The sequence below is a fragment of the Aurantimonas sp. A2-1-M11 genome, assembly GCF_036549475.1.
In the GTDB taxonomy this organism is placed as follows: Bacteria; Pseudomonadota; Alphaproteobacteria; order Rhizobiales; family Rhizobiaceae; genus Aurantimonas.
On the sequence record NZ_JAZHLI010000016.1, the window covers coordinates 66,259 to 85,222 of the forward strand.

Annotated in this window: 18 protein-coding genes and 1 tRNA gene; 14 read left to right on the forward strand and 5 right to left on the reverse strand. The window is 66.9% G+C overall.

Translation table 11 applies throughout. The features are described from left to right. The first annotated feature begins 106 nt into the window (after positions 1-106). The 4 genes from VQ042_RS09760 (at position 107) to VQ042_RS09775 (ending at position 4,320) form a co-directional block, all read left to right on the forward strand. Complete coding sequence (locus tag VQ042_RS09760) at positions 107-1,609, forward strand: catalase (protein WP_331818621.1); 1,503 nt, start codon at positions 107-109, stop codon at positions 1,607-1,609. A 239-nt stretch (positions 1,610-1,848) separates the two neighbouring features. Beyond that, positions 1,849-3,150, forward strand: a complete 1,302-nt coding sequence (locus VQ042_RS09765; protein ID WP_331818623.1) for an RsmB/NOP family class I SAM-dependent RNA methyltransferase — start codon at positions 1,849-1,851, stop codon at positions 3,148-3,150. Continuing rightward, positions 3,150-3,599, forward strand: coding sequence for a TspO/MBR family protein (locus VQ042_RS09770; RefSeq protein ID WP_331818625.1), 450 nt, complete (start codon positions 3,150-3,152; stop codon positions 3,597-3,599). The genes VQ042_RS09765 and VQ042_RS09770 overlap by 1 nt, the downstream gene beginning before the upstream one ends. Positions 3,600-3,648: 49 nt before the next feature. Then, complete coding sequence (locus VQ042_RS09775; RefSeq protein ID WP_331818627.1) at positions 3,649-4,320, forward strand: 5'-methylthioadenosine/S-adenosylhomocysteine nucleosidase; 672 nt, start codon at positions 3,649-3,651, stop codon at positions 4,318-4,320. A 45-nt stretch (positions 4,321-4,365) separates the two neighbouring features. Here the strand turns inward: VQ042_RS09775 and VQ042_RS09780 are convergent, their stop codons facing one another. Beyond that, positions 4,366-4,854, reverse strand: coding sequence for a YciE/YciF ferroxidase family protein (locus tag VQ042_RS09780; protein WP_331818629.1), 489 nt, complete (start codon positions 4,852-4,854; stop codon positions 4,366-4,368). Between the two features lie 172 nt (positions 4,855-5,026). Here VQ042_RS09780 and guaA point away from each other — a divergent pair, with 172 nt between their 5' ends. Both guaA and VQ042_RS09790 read left to right on the forward strand, forming a co-directional pair. Beyond that, on the forward strand, positions 5,027-6,583 hold the full coding sequence (gene guaA, locus VQ042_RS09785) for a glutamine-hydrolyzing GMP synthase (RefSeq protein ID WP_331818631.1): 1,557 nt from the start codon (positions 5,027-5,029) through the stop codon (positions 6,581-6,583). 66 nt (positions 6,584-6,649) lie between these two features. Then, on the forward strand, positions 6,650-7,570 hold the full coding sequence (locus VQ042_RS09790) for a DMT family transporter (RefSeq protein WP_331818633.1): 921 nt from the start codon (positions 6,650-6,652) through the stop codon (positions 7,568-7,570). An 89-nt stretch (positions 7,571-7,659) separates the two neighbouring features. Here VQ042_RS09790 and VQ042_RS09795 read toward each other — a convergent pair whose 3' ends face one another. Beyond that, on the reverse strand, positions 7,660-8,061 hold the full coding sequence (locus VQ042_RS09795) for an I78 family peptidase inhibitor (protein WP_331818635.1): 402 nt from the start codon (positions 8,059-8,061) through the stop codon (positions 7,660-7,662). A gap of 218 nt (positions 8,062-8,279) precedes the next feature. Between VQ042_RS09795 and VQ042_RS09800 the strand changes: the two genes are divergently transcribed. The 6 genes from VQ042_RS09800 (at position 8,280) to VQ042_RS09825 (ending at position 13,966) form a co-directional block, all read left to right on the forward strand. Further along, the gene (locus tag VQ042_RS09800) at positions 8,280-8,855 is read left to right on the forward strand and encodes an NnrU family protein (RefSeq protein ID WP_331818637.1); all 576 of its coding nucleotides are present in this window, start codon (positions 8,280-8,282) and stop codon (positions 8,853-8,855) included. 117 nt (positions 8,856-8,972) lie between these two features. Further along, complete coding sequence (locus VQ042_RS09805; RefSeq protein WP_331818639.1) at positions 8,973-10,076, forward strand: tetratricopeptide repeat protein; 1,104 nt, start codon at positions 8,973-8,975, stop codon at positions 10,074-10,076. 173 nt (positions 10,077-10,249) lie between these two features. Continuing rightward, the gene (gene der / locus VQ042_RS09810) at positions 10,250-11,665 is read left to right on the forward strand and encodes a ribosome biogenesis GTPase Der (RefSeq protein WP_331818641.1); all 1,416 of its coding nucleotides are present in this window, start codon (positions 10,250-10,252) and stop codon (positions 11,663-11,665) included. A 223-nt stretch (positions 11,666-11,888) separates the two neighbouring features. Further along, positions 11,889-12,962 (forward strand): cell wall hydrolase, encoded by a 1,074-nt coding sequence (locus tag VQ042_RS09815; protein ID WP_331818643.1) that lies wholly within the window; start codon positions 11,889-11,891, stop codon positions 12,960-12,962. Between the two features lie 146 nt (positions 12,963-13,108). Continuing rightward, a complete protein-coding gene (gene eda, locus VQ042_RS09820) occupies positions 13,109-13,747 on the forward strand; it encodes a bifunctional 4-hydroxy-2-oxoglutarate aldolase/2-dehydro-3-deoxy-phosphogluconate aldolase (protein ID WP_331818645.1) in 639 nt (212 codons plus the stop codon). A gap of 144 nt (positions 13,748-13,891) precedes the next feature. Continuing rightward, a tRNA-Gly gene (locus VQ042_RS09825) sits at positions 13,892-13,966 on the forward strand. 264 nt (positions 13,967-14,230) lie between these two features. Here VQ042_RS09825 and VQ042_RS09830 read toward each other — a convergent pair. Further along, a complete protein-coding gene (locus VQ042_RS09830; RefSeq protein ID WP_331818647.1) occupies positions 14,231-14,461 on the reverse strand; it encodes a hypothetical protein in 231 nt (76 codons plus the stop codon). 183 nt (positions 14,462-14,644) lie between these two features. Between VQ042_RS09830 and VQ042_RS09835 the strand changes: the two genes are divergently transcribed. Beyond that, positions 14,645-15,256, forward strand: coding sequence for a hypothetical protein (locus VQ042_RS09835; RefSeq protein ID WP_331818649.1), 612 nt, complete (start codon positions 14,645-14,647; stop codon positions 15,254-15,256). A 130-nt stretch (positions 15,257-15,386) separates the two neighbouring features. Here VQ042_RS09835 and VQ042_RS09840 read toward each other — a convergent pair whose 3' ends face one another. Further along, positions 15,387-17,222 carry a glycosyltransferase family 2 protein gene (locus VQ042_RS09840; protein WP_331818651.1) on the reverse strand — a complete coding sequence of 612 codons (1,836 nt, stop codon included), beginning with the start codon at positions 17,220-17,222 and terminating at the stop codon, positions 15,387-15,389. A 258-nt stretch (positions 17,223-17,480) separates the two neighbouring features. Here VQ042_RS09840 and VQ042_RS09845 point away from each other — a divergent pair, with 258 nt between their 5' ends. Then, positions 17,481-18,350: a transporter substrate-binding domain-containing protein gene (locus tag VQ042_RS09845; protein ID WP_331818653.1), complete on the forward strand. Its 870-nt coding sequence runs from the start codon at positions 17,481-17,483 to the stop codon at positions 18,348-18,350. Between the two features lie 9 nt (positions 18,351-18,359). Here VQ042_RS09845 and VQ042_RS09850 read toward each other — a convergent pair whose 3' ends face one another. After that, positions 18,360-18,770 (reverse strand): tellurite resistance TerB family protein, encoded by a 411-nt coding sequence (locus VQ042_RS09850; RefSeq protein ID WP_331818655.1) that lies wholly within the window; start codon positions 18,768-18,770, stop codon positions 18,360-18,362. Between the last annotated feature and the right edge of the window lie 194 nt (positions 18,771-18,964).

Genomic DNA, 18,964 nt, shown 5'->3' on the forward strand with positions numbered 1-18,964 from the left:
AGGATAAACTGATCGATGCCGCTTGCAAATACGATTGGAGATTATCGGGCCGGTTCCGTAGGGTGCGCCTGGAACAATTCCAAAACATGGCGAAGGGAGCCTCTTCATGGCTGATCGCGAGAGATTGACGACGACATCCGGCGCGCCGGTGTCGAGCAACCAGAATTCCAAGACGGTGGGCCGCAACGGGCCATTGCTGCTCGAGGACTACCAGCTGATCGAGAAGCTGGCGCACCAGAACCGCGAGCGCGTGCCCGAGCGCGTCGTCCACGCCAAGGGCTGGGGCGCCCACGGCACGCTGGTCGTGACCGAGGACGTCAGCCGCTACACCCGCGCAAAGGTTCTGCAGCCGGGTACGAAGACCGAAATGTTCGCCCGCTTCTCCACCGTTGCCGGCGAGCAGGGTGCGGCAGACGCAGAGCGCGACGTGCGCGGCTTCTCGCTGAAGTTCTACACCGAGGAAGGCAACTGGGACATCGTCGGCAACAACACGCCCGTGTTCTTCGTCGCCGACCCCTACAAGTTCCCGGACTTCATCCACACGCAGAAGCGCCATCCGCGCACCAACCTGCGCTCGGCGACCGCCATGTGGGATTTCTGGTCGCTTTGTCCGGAATCGCTGCACCAGGTGACGATCCTGATGTCCGACCGCGGCATCCCGACCGATCCGAGCCGCATGAACGGTTACGGCAGCCACACCTTCTCGCTTTGGAACGACCAGGGCGAGCGCTTCTGGGTGAAGTTCCACTTCAAGACCCGGCAGGGCCACGCGCACTTCATCAACGAGGAAGCCGAGAAGGTCATCGCCAAGTCCCGCGAGAGCTACCAGGAAGCGCTCTACGGGATGATCGAGGACGGCCGGTTCCCGAAGTGGGACATGTTCATCCAGGTGATGCCGGAGGACGAGGCCGATGCCTTCGAGGAGAAGACCGGCTGGAGCGCGTTCGACCTGACCAAGGTCTGGCCGCACGGCATGTATCCGCTGATCAAGGTCGGCGAGATGGAGCTAAACCGCAACCCGGAGAACTACTTCACGGAAGTCGAGCAGTCGGCGTTCAACCCGTCCAACGTGGTGCCGGGCATCGGCTTCTCGCCGGACCGGATGCTGCAGGGGCGTCTGTTCTCCTATCCGGACGCACATCGCTACCGGATCGGCACGCACTATGACGCGCTGGCGGTCAACAAGCCGCGCAGCCCCGTGGCCCACTACCACATGGGCGGCGAGATGACGCTGGGCCTGGCGACCAACCCGGACGCCTATTACGAGCCCAACTCGTTCGGCGGCCCGGTCGAGGATCCGAGCGTCGAGGAGCCGCCGCACCGCTACTCGGGCCAGGTGGGACGCTACGATTTCCGCGGCGAGGCCGACCATTACAGCCAACCGCGGGCGCTCTTCGAGATGTTCGACGCCGGCCAGCGTGAACGTCTGTTCGGCAACATCGCCGGTGCGATGCAGGGCGTGCCGCAGTTCATCGTCGATCGCCAGCTGGCGCATTTCGACAAGGTGCACGCGGAATACGGTGCAGGCGTTCGCCAGGCGATCGCGGCGCAGACACGCGACGATGCCGAGGCCAGCCTCAGCACCAGCCACAGCGCCGCTGCGGAATAGGCAAGACCACCGGTCCTGTGACGATCATGGCCGGCGCCGCGTGCGCCGGCAGAAGAGGGCTGGGAGCGATCCCGGCCCTTTTTGCTTGCGGGGGTGCCGCCACGTGGTGCAGGACTGCATCCAATCCGCAAGGCCATCCGACCGAACGCGACCCGTCGAAGCGACGGCCGCCGCTCGCCCATTCGGCCATTGCGCGCAATGCACGGCATCGTCCGGCACATAACAGCAAGGATACGTACATGCGCTTCGGCGGCCGGCTGTCTGCAGCCATCGAAATCCTGTCCGACATCGACGCGCGACGCCGGCCCGTGGCCGACGCGTTGAAGGATTGGGGCCTGTCCCATCGCTTCGCCGGCTCGGGCGACCGCGCGGCGATCGGCAACATCGTCTACGACGTGCTGCGCCGCCGGCGCTCGCTGGCATGGCGCATGGAGGACGAGGCGCCGGCGGCGCTGGTCTATGCCGCCGTGCTCGACAGCTCGGGCAAGAGCGTCAAGGATCTCGCCATCGCGCTCGACGGCGACCGGTTCGCGCCCGAGATGCCGTCGACGGACGATTTCGCTGCCTTCCGCACCCGCGACCTGACGCAGGCGCCCGGCGCTGTGCAGGCCGATGTGCCGGACTGGCTGGCGGCGCGCCTCGAGACGGCCTTCGGCGAAGCCTGGGTGGAAGAGGCCGCGGCGCTGTCCGACCGTCCGCCGCTCGACATGCGCGTCAACACGCTGCGCGCCGACCGCGACAAGGTCATCAAGGCGCTGGCGCCATTTTCCGCGAGCGCCACGGCGCTGGCACCGCACGGCCTGCGGATTCCGCCGATCGCCGGCGACGGGCGGCATCCCAACGTGCAGGTGGAGGCCGGATTCCAGAAGGGCTGGTTCGAGATCCAGGACGAGGGCTCGCAGATCGTCTCGATGCTGGCCGGCGCTGCGCCGGGCATGCAGGTGCTGGATTTCTGCGCCGGGGCAGGCGGCAAGACTCTGGCGCTGGCTGCGTCCATGGAAAATACCGGCCAGATCCACGCCTATGACAGCGATCGCCAGCGGCTGGCGCCCATCCACGACCGGCTGAAGCGGGCCGAGGTGCGCAACGTTCAGGTCCATGCCCCGCGCGACGACATCAGCGAGCTGGAAGGCCGCATGGATCTGGTGCTGGTCGACGCGCCCTGCACCGGCACGGGCACCTGGCGCCGCCGGCCGGATGCCAAGTGGCGGCTGTCCGAACGCCAGCTCGACAAGCGTGTCGGCGAGCAGGATGCTGTGCTCGACGCGGCCGCGCGCTTCGTCAAGCCCGGCGGCCGTCTGGTCTACATCACCTGTTCGCTGCTGCCAGAGGAGAACGGCGCCCGCATTGCCGCCCTGCTCGAACGCGAGGCGGGAGCAGGCTTTGCCGTCGCCGATGCCGCCGAACGCTGGTCCGCCGCCCTGCCGGAGGCGCCGAAGGCCTATCATGCCAGCTCGCTTGCGGGCGGCACGACGCTGACCCTGACGCCGCGCACCACCGGCACCGACGGGTTCTTCTTCGCCATCCTCGAGCGCCGCTGATGCATCCCTATGTCGCCCTGGCGTTGTACCTCGCCCTGACCATCGGGGGCGGCCTGTTGATCGGCGCGGTGACGGCGCCGGGCGACTGGTACCAGGCGCTGCAGAAGCCGTGGTTCGATCCGCCGGGCTGGGTCTTCGGGCCGGCCTGGGGCCTGCTCTATGTGCTGATCGCCATCGCTGGCTGGCGCATCTCGCGACGCGGCGAATTGCGGGCGGCGCGGATCTGGTGGCTGCAGCTCGGCCTCAACTTCCTGTGGCCGTTCCTGTTCTTCCGGGTCCACGCGACCGGCCTGGCGCTGGTCGAGATCGTGCTGCTCCTGGCAGTGATCTGCGCCTTCATCGCCCTGACCTGGCGCGCAGACCGTGTCTCGGCACTGCTGTTCGTGCCCTATGGCGCCTGGGTCACCTTTGCGACGCTTCTCAACGGCGCGATCTGGTGGTTGAACTGAGCGGAGCCCGGCAACATCAGCGCGGCGGGCCAAGCGAGCGAACGGCACGATGACCGATTACGACCCGACCATGATCGATGCCGCGACCGAGGATCTGGGCGGGGCGCGCGTGCTCTTCGTCATGGCCGCGTCGGCTGAATACGGCCCGGCGCTGCGCCGGCGCATCGCGCCGTTCCTGACCGGGGTCGGTCCCATCGAGGCGGCGCTGGGCACCGGCATCGCCCTGCACGCGCTCACCCTGGCCGGCCATCGACCCGACCTCGTCGTCTCGCTCGGCTCGGCCGGTTCGCGGACGCTGGAACAAGGGGAGATCTACCAGGTCTCGTCGGTCGCCTGGCGCGACATCGACGCGTCGCCGCTGGGTTTCGAAAAGGGCGTGACGCCGTTTCTGGATCATCCCGTCCATATCGAGCTGCCGACGCCGGTCCCCAGCCTGCCGCGGGCCCGGCTGTCGACGGGTTCCGACATCGTGTCGGGTGCGCGCTACGATGCAATCGATGCGGAGATGGTCGACATGGAGACCTTCGCCGTGCTGCGCGCCTGCCAGCGCTTCGACGTCCGGCTGGTCGGCCTGCGGGGCATATCCGACGGGGCGGCTGACCTGCACCATTACGACGACTGGACGACGCTGTTGCACGTCATCGACGAGAAGCTGGCCGATGCCGTCGACCGGCTCGAGATCGCGATCGATTCGGGACTGATGGACCCAAGCCCGTCCTGATCCGCAACCGGCCCCGGGGCAGCGCCCCGGAGCCGGTTGACGGGATCAGGCGGCCTTCTTGTTGATCTTGGCGCCGGCGAGCTTCGACAGCTTTTCGTCGGTCGCCTTTTCCTGCTTCAGGGTCTCCTGCAGCTTGGACACGACGTCTTTGTGGCCGAGGGTCCCTGCCCAGGTGATCAGCGTCCCGTAGCGGGCGATCTCGTAATGCTCCACCGCCTGGGCTGCGGCGAGCATGGCGGCATCGAGGGTCTCGGGGTCTTCGACCTCGTCCATCAGCTCGGTCGCCTCGTGGATGATACCGACGATCGCGTCGCATTTGACGGCCTTCGGCTTCTGGCCGATGCTTTCGAACACTTCTTCGAGCCGCGTGACCTGCTCCTTGGTTTCCTCCAGATGGGTCTGGAAGGCGGTCTTCAAATCGTCGCTCTGCGCCTTCTTGGCCATCTTGGGGAGGGCCTTGGCGATCTGCTTTTCGGCGTAATAGATATCCTGCAGCGTATGCAGGAAAAGGTCGTCCAGTGATTTGACGCTCATGTGAGTGGCTCCGGATCGCGGCATCATCACCGCGGCGCCAGAACGGCGCTGCCGATCCGGCGTTCCACCCACCCGATGGGGTAATGCACAGACGGCTACCGAAGCGGAATCTTGCACCGGAATGCTGCGCGAGATGCTGGACTTTGCTGCGCAGCTTTCCTAAAGCCTCGCCATGACAGCGCACCCCGATACCGTCCTCATCATCGACTTCGGCTCCCAGGTCACCCAGCTGATCGCCCGGCGGGTCCGCGAAGCCGGCGTCTATTCCGAGATCGTCCCGTTCCAGTCGGCCGAGGAGGGCTTTCATCGCCTGAAGCCGAAGGCGGTGATCCTGTCCGGCTCGCCGGCTTCGACGGGTGACATCGACGCGCCGCGCGCGCCCCAGGCGGTGTTCGATGCCGGCATTCCGGTGCTCGGCATCTGCTACGGCCAGATGACCATGTGCGTGCAGCTGGGCGGCCGGGCCGAGCCTTCGACCCATCGCGAATATGGCCGTGCCTTCCTCGAGGTGGAGAAGAACTGCGCTTTGTTCGACGGCATCTGGCCGGAAGGCACACGCCACCAGGTCTGGATGAGCCATGGCGACCGGGTGATCGACATGCCGCCGGGGTTCGAGATCTTCGCCCGATCGCCCGGTGCGCCCTATGCCGTCTTCGGCGACGAGTCCCGGCGCATGTACGGCATCATGTTCCATCCGGAGGTCGTCCATACCCCCGACGGTGGCAAGCTGCTCGCAAATTTCGTCCACAAGATCGCCGGCCTGTCCGGCGACTGGACCATGGCGGCCTTCCGCGAACAGGCGGTCGAGGAGATCCGCGCCAAGGTCGGCGACGGCAAGGTGATCTGCGGCCTGTCCGGCGGCGTCGATTCCTCCGTCGCGGCGGTCCTGATCCACGAGGCCATCGGCGACCAGCTGACCTGCATCTTCGTCGATCACGGGCTGCTGCGGATGAACGAGGCCGAGGAAGTGGTCTCCATGTTCCGCGACCACTACAACATCCCGCTGGTCCACGTGCAGGCGCAGGACACCTTCATCGACGCGCTGGAAGGCGAGGTGGACCCGGAGGTCAAGCGCAAGACCATCGGCCGGCTGTTCATCGAGACCTTCGAGGCCGAGGCCAAGAAGATCGGCGGCGCCGACTTCCTGGCGCAGGGCACCCTCTATCCGGACGTGATCGAGAGCGTGTCATTCACCGGCGGGCCTTCGGTCACCATCAAGTCGCATCACAATGTCGGCGGCCTGCCCGAGCGCATGAACATGCAGCTCGTCGAACCCTTGCGCGAATTGTTCAAGGACGAGGTGCGGGTGCTCGGCAAGGAACTGGGACTGCCGGCGCATTTCGTGGGTCGCCAGCCCTTCCCGGGGCCGGGCCTTGCCATCCGCTGCCCCGGCGGCATCACCCGCGACAAGCTGCGGATCCTGCGCGAGGCCGACGCCATCTATCTCGACGAGATCCGCAAGGCGGGCCTCTATGACGCGATCTGGCAGGCCTTCGCCGTGCTCCTGCCGGTCCAGACCGTCGGCGTGATGGGCGACGGCCGGACCTACGAGTTCGTCTGCGCGCTCCGGGCGGTCACCTCGATCGACGGCATGACGGCGGATTTCTATCCGTACGACATGGAATTCCTGGGCACGACCGCCACGCGCATCATCAACGAGGTCAAGGGCATCAACCGGGTCGTCTACGACGTGACCTCGAAGCCGCCGGGCACCATCGAGTGGGAATGATTCCGCTGGCCTGAACGGGGCCGCGATCGCCCGGGCCGGGCCGACACCAGCCGACAGGACGCTACCATGACGCAAGCCAGTGCCGCCGCGACGGGCCGGCCGAGCGCCAACACGCTCGGCATGGCGATCATGCTGTTCGGCATCTTCCTGTTCATGGTCAACGACACGCTCGGCAAGTGGCTGGTGTCCACCTATTCCATCGGCCAGGTGCTGATGATCCGCTCGCTGGCGGCGCTGATCGTCTTGGCGCCGTTCTTCTGGCGCACCGGGCTGAAGCCGCTCGTGGGGCTGGAGCGGCCGGGGCTGCAGGTGCTGCGCGTCGTCTTCGCGACGGTGGAGGTCATCGCCTTCTACGGCGCCGTCGCCTATCTGCCGCTCGCCGACACGATGGCCTACTGGCTGGCCGCCCCGATCTACGTCGCGGCGCTCTCGCCGATCTTCCTGAAGGAACGCGTCGGCATCCGGCGCTGGACGGCCATCGTCGTCGGCTTCGTCGGCGTGCTGGTCGTCCTGCAGCCGTCGCAGGCCAGCCTGACCGCGCCAGCCTTCATCGCCATCGGTGGCAGCCTGACCTTCGCGCTGATGATGATCACGGCGCGCAGCCTGCGCGGCACGTCCGACAAGGCGCTGGTGTTCTGGCAGACCGTGGGCGCGCTCGTCGGCGGGGCGCTGCTCGCGCCGATGGGCTGGGTGACGCCCGGCCTGATCGACCTGGTGCTCCTGGCAATCCTCGGCGTCGTCGCCATGGCCGCGCATATGTGCGTGACGCGGGCGTTCAAGCTGGGCGATGCGGCCGACATCGCGCCGCTGCAATACACCATGCTCCTATGGGCGATCCTGTTCGGCTACCTGGTCTTCGGCGACGTGCCGCGTCTGACCATGCTCCTGGGCGCCGCGATCATCATGGGGGCGGGGCTGTTCATCTTCTTCCGCGAACGCCAACTCGCCAGGCGGGTGAGTATGACCCGCCCACTGACGCCGGGCTAGGCATCGGCCGCGGCGCCCGGCCGGACGTGCGCCGCGGCGCCGGACACGCCGCGGGCGGGGAGAGCGGGCCGGAGTGGCCCGCCTTGCGGTCAGCCGCAGCGGACCTGGGACACCCGATTGGCGTTGTCGGTCTCCAGATTCAGCCGGCCCGAGACGAATTCCTGGGTGATCGGCTGGTTCGGATAGAGAACCCGCACGGTCTCGGCGCCGGTGGCCGCCTTTGCTGCCTCGGTCGCCTCGACATTGGCGATCTGCCCGATGAGATACCGCGCCGCTTCCGGATTGCAGCTGCCAATCGCCGGTCCACCCGGCGCCAGGCGGCCGTTCGTGCCGGCGGTTCCCCCACCAGGCATCGGCGGCAGCGCCGTCGCGCCGCCCGGCCGGCCGTCCGATTGTGGCCGCAGGCCCGCGGGGTCCGGGCGCTCGGTGGCGCAGCCGGCCAACAGCAGCGCGGCGCTCGTCAGAATGGCGAGGGACATGGGACGCATCATGCAGGATCCTTCAACGCATTCGCGGCCGGACGAGGCCGATGCTCGCCCGATTCCGAGCGATTCGCCGCAACCCTAGGGCAGGCAACGGCAGGGAAGGAAGCGCTTGCCGGCGAAAAATCTTTCGGTGGCCGGCGATAAAGCGCAATCGCGCAAGATTTCGGCTAGTCTTCCGATCGGCGTGACGGCGACTGCCAGCACGAACAGAGGGGGCAGCCTGCATGGTAGTACTGGTTCTCGGCCTGGTCATCTTTCTCACCATCCATTCGCTGCGCATCGTCGCGGAGCCCACGCGCAACAGGATGCTGGCGCGGCTGGGTGAGAACCGCTTCAAGGGCATCTATTCGGTTCTGTCTCTCGTCGGCATCGTCCTGGTCGTATCGGGATACCGCGACGTGCGCATGGAGTCTGCGCTGCTGTATGCGCCGCCGGAAGGGCTGCGCCATCTGGCGCTCCTGCTGGTGCCGGTCGGTTTCGTCCTGGTCGCCAGCGCCTATCTGCGAGGCGGACGGATCAAGCGGGCAGTCCGCCATCCCATGGTGCTGGGGGTCGGTCTCTGGGCGCTCGGCCATGTGCTGGCCAACGGCACGGTCGCCGACGCCGTCCTCTTCGGCAGCTTCCTCGTGTGGGCGGTTCTCGATTATGCCAGCGCCATCAACCGTGCTGTCCCTGCGCCGGCCGGCAAATCACCCAGCCTGACCGGCGATGTCCTCGCCGTCGTCATCGGTCTCGGCCTCTCGGCGCTGTTCATCCTGTGGGCCCATCGCTGGCTGTTCGGCGTCGCGCCGATCGCTTAGCGGGCCATCGCGACTGCACGCCCTTTCACCTGCGCCAAAAATCGTTAGAAGACCCCAAGTGTTTGTGCTGGCCGGGCATCAGTCTCCGGCCGCGGCCGGTTTTCGAAGAGTGGGTGGATGAGCGACGAGAGTTTCTTTCGCGAGGTCAGCGAAGAGCTTCGCCAGGACCGGGTGAAGGCCATCTGGACGCGGTTCGGGACGTATATCCTGGCCGCTGTCGTGCTGGTGGTCGTCACCACCATCGCCGTTGTGGGCTGGGACCGATATCAGACCGCGCAGGCGAACGCCTCGGGTGACGCCTATCTGGCCGCGCTGCAGCTTGCTCGCGACGGCCAGCCTGACGCGGCAGTCACCGCGCTCGATGCGATCGCGGCCGATGGCTACGGCGCCTATCCCGATCTGGCCCGCATGAGCATCGGCGGCGTCTACCAGGCGCAGGGCAAGCCGGACGAGGCGGTCGCCGCCTTCGACCGGGTCTCGGCCGATGCCGGTGCGCCGGACGCGCTGCGCGACATGGCCGCGGTGCGCGCCGCCTATATCCTCGTCGATCACGGGTCGCTGAGCGATGTCCGCAGCCGGGTCGAACGGCTGACCGGGGACAGCGAGGCCCTGCGCTTCCCCGCCCGCGAGGCGGTCGCGCTGGCGGCCTGGAAGGCCGGCGACGCCGAGACCGCCTCGACGCTGTTCCAGCAACTGGTCGACGATCCCGGAGCACCGAACGGGATCATCAGCCGGGCCCGGCTCATGCTCGACCTGGTCGCCGCCGGCAAGCCGGCGCCCGAGGGAACGGTGATGCCGGCCGAGGCCGGCGTGGCGGAATCGCCGCAGACCGATGCTCCGGCGGATGCGGCGGCCCCGGTTACAAGTCCCGAACCGGCAGCTGCCGCGTCGGATGCCGGGCCAGCGGCCAGCGGCGCGCCTGCGCCGGCACCTGCGGAGTCGACCGCGCCTGCTGCCGAAGTGCCCGCTGCTGCCCCGCAGGGCGCCGAGCAGGAGACTCGTGCCACCTCGGGCGCCGCGAGCGGTGATGCCGCCACGGAGGGCGCCGCCATGCCGCCGGGGGTCGTTGCGCCGACCATCGCGGTGCCGACCACCGGCCTCGGCATGACCGAACCCGCCGAAGAGGCGGAAACCGATGCGGCCGCGCCCGAGGTCGAAACGACGACGCCGGTTGCGCCCCAGGGCGCGCCGCAAGCGCCGGCGCCCGCCAGCGCCGACTGAAGGAATCCCCAGCGGCATCGTCCGCCGCGGCCGGCTCGCCCGGCGCGGACGGTGCCGCAACCGATCGGATCGGGGCAGAGCTCGCACGTGAGAAACGGCCGGCGCCCCGCTCGCAACCGGCCCCGGCTTCGCGCCGGTGTGCCCCATCGCTCCGGAGGAGCGCGGAGACCGTCATGGTCACCATCGCCATCATCGGCCGACCGAATGTCGGCAAATCCACTCTGTTCAATCGTCTCGTGGGCAAGCGCCTGGCGCTCGTCGACGACCGGCCGGGGGTGACCCGCGACCGCAGGACCGGCGACGCCACGCTGATGGATCTCGACTTCGAGGTCGTCGACACGGCGGGTCTCGAAGAGGCGGGCGCCGACACGCTCGAAGGGCGCATGCGCACCCAGACCGAGATGGCGATCGCCTCGGCCGATCTGAGCCTGTTCATGATCGACGTGAAGGCCGGCGTCATGCCCCAGGACATGGCCTTCGTCGAGGTCATGCGCCGCACGGCCGGAAAGGTGATCCTGGTCGCCAACAAGGCCGAGGCACGCGGGTCGGAATCCGGCATGCTCGATGCCTTCGCGCTCGGTCTCGGCGAGCCCATCGGCATTTCCGCCGAACATGGCGTGGGCATGGGAGAGCTGCGGGACGCCATTCTCGAGGCGCTCGGCGAGGAGGCCTTCGCCGAGCCCGGACCCGACATCGACGAGCCGCCCGTCGACGTGCCGGTGACGGACGACGACGAGGAGGTCGAGCCGGTCTACGACGCGACGAAGCCGCTGCGGATCGCCATCGTCGGCCGCCCCAATGCCGGCAAGTCGACGCTGATCAACCGCTTCCTGGGCGAGGACCGGATGCTGACCGGCCCCGAGGCCGGCATCACCCGCGATTCCATCTCCAGCGAGTGGGAATGGCGCGGGCGCACCATCAAGGTCTTCGATACGGCCGGCATGCGCCGCAAGGCGCGGGTCCAGGAGAAGCTGGAAAAGCTCTCCGTGGCCGACGCCCTGCGGGCGATCAAGTTCGCCGAGGTGGTCGTCGTGGTCTTCGATGCGACGATCCCCTTCGAACGCCAGGACATGTCGATCGTCGATCTGGTCATGCGCGAGGGCCGTGCACCGGTCATCGCCTTCAACAAATGGGATCTGATCGAGGAGCGCCAGGAGGTTCTGGCCGATCTGCGCGAGAAGACCGAGCGGCTTCTTCCGCAGGCGCGCGGCATTCGCGCCGTCACCGTCTCGGGCGAGACCGGGGAGGGCGTCGAGCGGCTGATGCGTTCGGTGGTCGACACCCACGAGGTCTGGAACAAGCGAATCCCCACCGCGAAACTCAACCAGTGGCTTGACCGAATGGTGACTCGCCATTCGCCGCCGGCCGTCGCCGGTCGCCGCATCAACATAAAATACATGACTCAGGTGAAGTCGCGGCCACCGACCTTCATGATCTCCACGAGTCGGCCGGATGCGCTGAATACGTCTTACACTCGCTATCTTATCAATGGGTTACGCGAGAGCTTCGGGCTGTTCGGCGTGCCGATCCGTATCGGGTTGCGCAAGCCGGACAATCCTTACGCCGGAAAACGCAAGCGTCCGTCTTGAAATCACCATCATCTGTTAACCAAGAAACAAGGTTAATGGGGGACGTTGGGTGACACCCATTGTATGACGCAGGCTTATCGGGGGAATGATGGCGGCTGTTGAACAGCGAGCGGGGACACGCCTGCAGATACTGTCGAAGGGGCGCGCAGCGAGAGCTGCGCTCCTCGCAACCGGCTGTTTCGCTTCCCTCGCGTTCGTGGCCAGCCCGGTCGCCCATCAGGACATGGCCAGCCTTCTCGGCGGTTCCGGTCATGCAAACCAGTGGCGGGCCTATTTCGTTCCATCGAAAATCGGTTCGACCGAAAAAGCTTCTATCGGCTTTGCCGGATCCGACATTCGCGAGCCGATCCTCGCCAGCCTGAACCTGCCCGAAGGACTCAACGCCGTGGTCGCGGCCCCGGTGGAAACGGCGATCGCCGTGAAGCCCGAGGAAAGCCGCATCGTGCGCGAGGACAAGGGTGGCCGTGTCCTCTCCCTGGTCCCCGCCAGCAGCCTTCCGCCCCGCGGATTCTCTGCCGGTTCGATCCTCGAACGCCAGTCGCTGCTCGGCTCGCGCGTCGTCGGTGGGCAGGAGCGCATCCGCACCGCCTTTTCCAAGGTTACGCAGTCGACCAAGGACGCCGTCACCGTCGCGATGAATTTCCAGCTGCAGGGACCGCCGAAGATCCCCGGCGCCAAGACCCTGACGCCGAACGACAAGATCATGCTGGCCTCGCTGACGCCCTCGGCGGGAGACACGAACGCCCTCGGCTATGCGCCTTCGACCGGCAGCGACCGGGCGTCGTCGCTGTTCGAATCGATCCTCAAGGACACGCCGGAAGCCTTCATTCCGCCGATCGGCGACAAGGACCATGCCTGGGCCGCGACCCCGCTGCCGGCGGACATGATGTCGAAGAAGGAGCAGAGCTGCCTGGCCAACGGCCTCTATTTCGAGGCGCGGGGCGAAAGCAGCATGGGCCAGGCGGCGGTGGCGCAGGTCATCCTCAACCGCGTCCGCAACCCCGCCTTTCCGAACACGATCTGCGGCGTGGTCTACCAGAACAAGAGCTGGCGCAATCGCTGCCAGTTCTCCTTTGCCTGCGACGGAACGCGCGACCGTGTCTCGGACGCCGGATCCTGGTCCAAGGCCAAGCGCATCGCCGAGCAGGTGACCCGCGGCGAGATCTGGATCAACGAGGTCGGATCGGCGACCCATTACCATGCGAACTACGTCCGCCCCCGCTGGGCCAGCGCCATGGAGCGCGTGGACACGATCGGCAAGCACATCTTCTACCGCACCTTCAACGGCGGCTGGTAAGCCGCCCGAGCGCCGCCGTCGGTCCTGTCGGTTCGGACCGGGGCAGCCTGTCGCGGCGCATTGGGGGCGAGTTTTCGCCCCCAACCATTCCCCTCGGCAGAGCGATGCTGTAGAGCGCCGTCAAGACAGCAGCAGGGGGACAGATCATGGCTCAGAACAGCAAGCGACTTCTGGAAATGCTGAGCGCGCAGCCGGTGGTGCCGGTGGTAGCGGTGGAATCTGCCGCCGAGGGCGTCGCGCTCGCCCGTGCGCTGGCGGCCGGCGGTCTCCGGGCCATCGAGGTCACGCTGCGCACGCCCGCAGCCCTCGATGCGATCATGGCGATCGGCAGCGAAGTGCCCGAGACCCTGTGCGGTGCCGGTACCGTCCTGACGCCCCGCCAATTCGACCGGGCCACCAAGGCGGGTGCACAGTTCATTGTCTCGCCGGGCGCGACCATGGAGCTTCTGGACGCCGCGCGGTCTTCGGACGCGCCGATGCTGCCGGGCTCGGCGACGGCGAGCGAGCTGATGGCGATGCTGGAAGAAGGCTACGAGGTCCTGAAGTTCTTCCCGGCCGAGCAGATCGGCGGCGCCGCCTTCCTGAAGTCGATCGCACCGGTCTTCCCCAGCCTGCGCTTCTGCCCGACCGGCGGCATCTCGATGAACAATGTTCGCGACTATCTGGCCCTGCCGAACGTCGTCTGCGTCGGCGGCTCGTGGGTGGCGCCGAAGGCCGCCGTCGCCGCCGGGGACTGGGATGCCGTCACCGCGCTCGCCCGCGAGGCCGTCGCCCTGCGCCGATGACGAGGCCTCGGGCCGCGAAAGCCGTCAGATGGGGGCTTTGATGACCGATCGTCGTCCGGCCGATGCGGCGAGGGCAAACGATCTCGCCGGACCTGGCACAACCGGCTTGACGCCGATCCGTCCTGCGATCATTGTCCCGTCTGCGCGGGCGTAGTTCAGTGGTAGAACGCAAGCTTCCCAAGCTTGATGTCGTGGGTTCGACCCCCATCGCCCGCTCCATACCGTTCGATCCGCCAACAGTTCGAAGCAGCACGCCGGGTGAGCGGTCGCCATCGAGCAGGCACGCGCTGACGCTCGCCCACCAAGGCCATCCTGGTTTTTGCCGGTACAGGAAGGACGTCGGCTGTGGTCCGCGAGCGACGATGTTCGCCATCTATGCGTCGCCTGCCATTGAAGGGAGACGCCGGAAACACGTTTGCGTTACCGGATTGGGCGGTCTTCATCCGTCATGGAGAGCCGCTCGGTGGCGAGCGGCGGATCGTCTCAGAAAGATTGCAACGGGCTGACGGTCGTGGCGCGTGCGATGATCGCCTCGACGCGGCAGGCGATCGCCTGGTTTCGAGTCTCCTCGGCGTCGAGCGCCAGACCCCAGCGATCGAAATCCCGCGCGTGCTCCCAAAGCCCGGTTGCACAGGCTTCGAGATGGGCGATCGCCGCTGCTGTCAGGGGCGTCGTCGTGGTCGGTCCGGATGGGGAATCGCGTCGGTCTTTCATGGCCAAACCCTAGCATGAGGGTTTGGCGGCTGGCTTCTGGTTCCGCCGCGATTTTGGTGGAAAATTGGGGATAACGGGGAGCGAATTGCGTCTCGAGAAGAGGCCGTTGCGTCATGTTTTCTAGCTAAGCAATTGCAATTCTTAACCATCCGTTAACATAGTGGTGGCCTGGCGAAAAAAGCCGTGCATATTCTGCCCTCAGAACGCAGTTCAGCAAATGTGCAGGAGAGTACCATGTCGACCATCACGGCAGCCAAGGAGCCCACCCCCGATATGACAGATTTTCTTACCGAGGAACTGTCGAGAGACTTCGCCGACCGCACCCAAAAGCCGGTTACGGCATCGAATGTCCTGTCCGGTCCGCCGCTGATCGTGGAAGAGCCGGTACCGCGCTTGCCGCGTCGCATCGACGGGGGCTTCGCCGGCCTCGGCCACGATCTCGACAAGCATGGCCGCGAATGCCGCAATGCCGTTCGGCTGATGGAACAACTTCGCCCACAGCTCGAGGCCGCCGAAGCCGAGCGCGCTCGCCTGAGCCAGGCGCTGGCCCGGATCATGCCCGAAATCGAAGAGAATGGCCGCGGTCTCTCCGGGATGATCGAAAATGCCCGCAAGGGCGACGTCAGCGGCGATCTCACGGCCAAGTTCACCAAGAGTGCTGCCAAGCTGGACGAGCTGGAAAATCTCTCCGAGGCCCTCAACGTGAACCTTATGGCGGTCCGGTCGGCCTGGGAGCAGTATGCCCGCGCGGCCATCCAGGCACAGCGTCTGCGCGACGGCCTCAAGGGCCACTGAGGTCGTTCGCCGACGCTGGTGATGGATAAGGCGTCGTCTGACGATGGTACTCGCGCAAGGGGCGGTCGGTTCGGCCGCTCTTCGCGCATCGGCGGCATGCAGATTGGACAGGCAGAAGCGGCCCCATCGATCAGGCGCTGCCGAAATGCGGATCCGTGCGATAACGCTGGTCGCAGAGATCGGCCCGGGAACGAATGTCGTGGTGGGTCTTCTCCCAGCGATGCGGATCATGCGCGATCTGGACCAGGGCTCGCACCGCCGCAAGGGCGATCAACAGCCAGTAGACGTGCACGAGCGCATAGTAACGCCACAGGGTGCCGCGCTCGTCCGGGGTGAGTGCCGGAAGGGACAGTGCGACGAACGCGAGGAACCCGCCGGTTGCGTTGAACAGGTCGATGGCAAAGATGATGCCGCCAACACCGTCCGGCATGCCGTTGTTCATCGCCGAAACGAGCATCGACAGGACCAGCACGAAGAACACCGGCTGGACCACTGCCGAGGCCAGCATGCCGACGAAGAGCATCTGGAACACGGCAAAGCTGACCGGCCCCAATTCGCGCCAGAGACGGGCTAGTTGGCGCATGTGCACAAGCCAGGTCTGCAGCCAACCCTTGGTCCATCGGGTGCGCTGACGGTACCAGACGGACCAGCGCTCCGGCGCATCCTCCATCGTCGGCCGTGACAATGTGCCGATCCGATAGCCGCTGCGATAGAGCCGCATGCCGAGATCGGCGTCTTCAGTGACATTGTGCGAATCCCAGCCGCCGACTGTGACCAGGTGTGCCCGGCGGAAATGGTTCGACGTGCCGCCCAGCGGCATCGGCAGGCGATGATGCGCCAGCCAGGGCAACAACCGGCGGAACAGGGCGGCGTATTCCAGCGCGAAGAGGCCGGCGAGCCAGTTCCGGTCGCCGTTGCGCACCACGAGCGGCGCCTGCAGGCAGGCGAGGTCGTCCGGACCGGTGCGGAACCGGCAGTAGGCCTCCCGCAACTGGCCCGGGTCAGGTTCATCCTCCGCGTCGTAGAGCACGACGAATTCGCCCTGGCAGAGCGGCAGGGCAAAATTCAGCGCCTTGGGCTTGGTTTGCGGCTTGCCCGGAGGGACTGCGACGATCTCGAATTGCGGCAGTCCGAGCGTGGCGCGGCGCACCTCGCGGATCGTCGCCAGGTCGTCGGCCTCGCTGACCAGCTTGATCTCAATGCGGCTTGCCGGCCAGTCGATCCGTGACAGGGCGCCGACCAGCCGCTCGACCACCCCGGTCTCCTGGTAGAGCGCGACGAGCACTGAATAGACAGGCAGCGGCCCCACGGCTTCGGCCGGGCCAGGCTCCGTCTCGCGGGGTGCCGGCGTCATTGCCGCGACCAGGCGAAGGGCGATGCAGGCGGCGAAGGCGACGCCGAAGAGCGGGTGCAGGACCGCAAGGGTCGCCGCGGGCGCAATGGCGAAGGCGGCCAGCAGCGCGCATGCGGCAAAGGCCAGCGTCGCGGCCTGGCCTGCCTCGACGACGGTGCGCGCCGAATGCCGCGGCGCGGTGCGGGCCAGGCTGAGCGTGGCCTCGTCCATGCGGCGCGCCTCGCTGCGGGTAGCGAGCGCAGCACGGATATCGGCCTGGGTGGTGAGCCGTGCCATGCGCCGGATGGCCGGTTGCATGGCAAGGAGCGCGGCGACCCGGTCGAGATCTTCCAGCCGCGGCTGGAGGAAGAGCTTGGTCGCAAGGCGCAAACCGCATGCCTTGACCAGACGGATCGGTCGACCGCTTTGCGGCTCGCGGGCCTCGATGATCCGGTCGTCGGGATCGATCGCCTCGATAGGGACGCCAAGCGCCTCGGCCATCAGACGCGCCAGCCGTTCCTCCGTGATCCACCGGCAGGCGATCAGTTCGACCGCAAGATCGGTGCCGTTGTCCGCGGCTCCTTGGCGGGCCTGTCGCAGGACGTCCGCCGTCAGGCCGAGTCTGGCGATCACACGGTCGCCGAGGGTCCCGCTGACGTGGGGGTGGCTCGGCGCCTGCGGGCGGTACCGACGCAAATCCGCCAGAGCGGGGAGGGCATTCTTGCGTGCGGACGGTTGCGGGCCACAAGGTCCCGCTGCATAAGCCGTCTGCGGATCGTTATGATCGTCACGCACGCGGGCGACCCCCGTTGGCGCCTGGTGCGTGGCTGCCCGGATCGGCTGCACCGGCTCTGCATCGTGCGCGGGTAATGACGCAAGGGAAAGAAATCTATGCGGGTAAGATTCGCGCCGAAGTTGCTAATTGTGGTCGGGCTCGCTTGCCTCGTCTTCGCCGCGGAAGCGGGATCGGGTTTCTCGCCCACGACTGCACAGGTGGCGACGCCGAATTTCTTCGATCAGCGCCAGCGCATGACCAAGCCCGATCTCGACGGGCGCAGCCGGGTCCGCTTCCTGACCACAACGAACTATCCGCCCTTCAACTTCCTCGACCAGCGCGGCCGGCTCGCCGGCTTCAACGTCGACTTAGTCCGGGCAATCTGTGAAGAGCTGGACATCCTGCCCCGCTGCCAGATCGAGGCGATGGCATTTCGCGACCTGGTTCCCGCGCTCAAGCGCCGCGACGGCGACGCCATCGTCGCCGGACTGTCGATGACGCCGGACACTCGGCGTGACCTGGCCTTCACTGAACCGTATTTCCGCTATCCGGCGCGGTTCGTGACGCGACGCGACACCCCGGTGACGGAGCCCGTCGCCGATGCGCTCGCCGGCAAGCCAGTGGCCGTTGCCGAGGGCAGCGCCCATGCCGCCATGCTGCGCGCCTTCTTCCCCCAGATCGACCGGCGGCAGTTCGCCACCCGTGACGAGGGGCTGGCGGCGCTGAAGAAGGGCGAGGTCGCCGCCTATTACGGCGACGGCGTCGGCCTGTCCTTCTGGCTGGAGAGCAATGCCGCCGAGGATTGCTGCAGCTTTTCCGGCGGACCGTTCCTGTCCGACCGCTTCCTCGGGGAGGGGCTGTCGATCGCGGTCGCACCGAGGGACGAGGAACTGGCCCGGGCGATCGACTACGCGATCGGGCAACTCGTCGAGAACCGGCGGTTCTCCGAATTGCTGTTGCGTTATTTTCCGGTGAGCGCGTTCTGAGCGGCGGGCTCAGAGCCGCCGGTAGCGCACCCTGGCGGAATGCTCGATCGCGCCCGCGGTCAGCCGGTCGAGTTCGAGTGCGTCGCGCAGGATCTCGAGAAAGCGCAGTTCGGGCTGGCTGGCGTGAACGTCGGAAGCCGCGACCTCGATGGCCAGCGCATAGGCGGTCTCGTACAGCTTCTCCGGCAGCGCCGACTTGAGATTGTCGATGATCGTTTCCAGTCCGTCCTCCTGCTCGAGGATGCGGCTGCAGCGCTCGGAAATCGCGCTCAGGCGGGTGCGGTCGAAGCCTTCGAACACCGGCAGGGTGTCGAGGATCGCACCCAACTCCCGCAATTCGTGATCGCTGATCGCACCGTCTGCTGCCGCCATCGACACCATGAGGTGAACCAGCGCTTCCCGCGGCCCGAGATCTGACATTGTCTGCAATCCTCGCTTCAGTGCAACCTCACGGCAAGCTATGCACCCGCAGCGGCCGCAACAAGCCGCCTTGCGCTCGGCACAGGGGAATCGGGTGAGTTGAATTTCACGAGATGAGGCTGACGAGGAATTTTTCGTTCCACCCGGCCTTCAATCGTTTGTTTGTCATCGACAGTTTGGCGGGATTCCGCCGC

What these genes read in the sequence shown, in the direction of transcription:
- VQ042_RS09760 (WP_331818621.1), top strand. Translation starts at nt 107, where the DNA reads ATGGCTGATCGCGAGAGATTGACGACGACATCCGGCGCGCCGGTGTCG.
- VQ042_RS09765 (WP_331818623.1), top strand. Translation starts at nt 1,849, where the DNA reads ATGCGCTTCGGCGGCCGGCTGTCTGCAGCCATCGAAATCCTGTCCGAC.
- VQ042_RS09770 (WP_331818625.1), top strand. Translation starts at nt 3,150, where the DNA reads ATGCATCCCTATGTCGCCCTGGCGTTGTACCTCGCCCTGACCATCGGG.
- VQ042_RS09775 (WP_331818627.1), top strand. Translation starts at nt 3,649, where the DNA reads ATGACCGATTACGACCCGACCATGATCGATGCCGCGACCGAGGATCTG.
- VQ042_RS09780 (WP_331818629.1), bottom strand. Translation starts at nt 4,854, where the DNA reads ATGAGCGTCAAATCACTGGACGACCTTTTCCTGCATACGCTGCAGGAT.
- guaA (WP_331818631.1), top strand. Translation starts at nt 5,027, where the DNA reads ATGACAGCGCACCCCGATACCGTCCTCATCATCGACTTCGGCTCCCAG.
- VQ042_RS09790 (WP_331818633.1), top strand. Translation starts at nt 6,650, where the DNA reads ATGACGCAAGCCAGTGCCGCCGCGACGGGCCGGCCGAGCGCCAACACG.
- VQ042_RS09795 (WP_331818635.1), bottom strand. Translation starts at nt 8,061, where the DNA reads ATGATGCGTCCCATGTCCCTCGCCATTCTGACGAGCGCCGCGCTGCTG.
- VQ042_RS09800 (WP_331818637.1), top strand. Translation starts at nt 8,280, where the DNA reads ATGGTAGTACTGGTTCTCGGCCTGGTCATCTTTCTCACCATCCATTCG.
- VQ042_RS09805 (WP_331818639.1), top strand. Translation starts at nt 8,973, where the DNA reads ATGAGCGACGAGAGTTTCTTTCGCGAGGTCAGCGAAGAGCTTCGCCAG.
- der (WP_331818641.1), top strand. Translation starts at nt 10,250, where the DNA reads ATGGTCACCATCGCCATCATCGGCCGACCGAATGTCGGCAAATCCACT.
- VQ042_RS09815 (WP_331818643.1), top strand. Translation starts at nt 11,889, where the DNA reads ATGGCCAGCCTTCTCGGCGGTTCCGGTCATGCAAACCAGTGGCGGGCC.
- eda (WP_331818645.1), top strand. Translation starts at nt 13,109, where the DNA reads ATGGCTCAGAACAGCAAGCGACTTCTGGAAATGCTGAGCGCGCAGCCG.
- VQ042_RS09830 (WP_331818647.1), bottom strand. Translation starts at nt 14,461, where the DNA reads ATGAAAGACCGACGCGATTCCCCATCCGGACCGACCACGACGACGCCC.
- VQ042_RS09845 (WP_331818653.1), top strand. Translation starts at nt 17,481, where the DNA reads ATGCGGGTAAGATTCGCGCCGAAGTTGCTAATTGTGGTCGGGCTCGCT.
- VQ042_RS09850 (WP_331818655.1), bottom strand. Translation starts at nt 18,770, where the DNA reads ATGTCAGATCTCGGGCCGCGGGAAGCGCTGGTTCACCTCATGGTGTCG.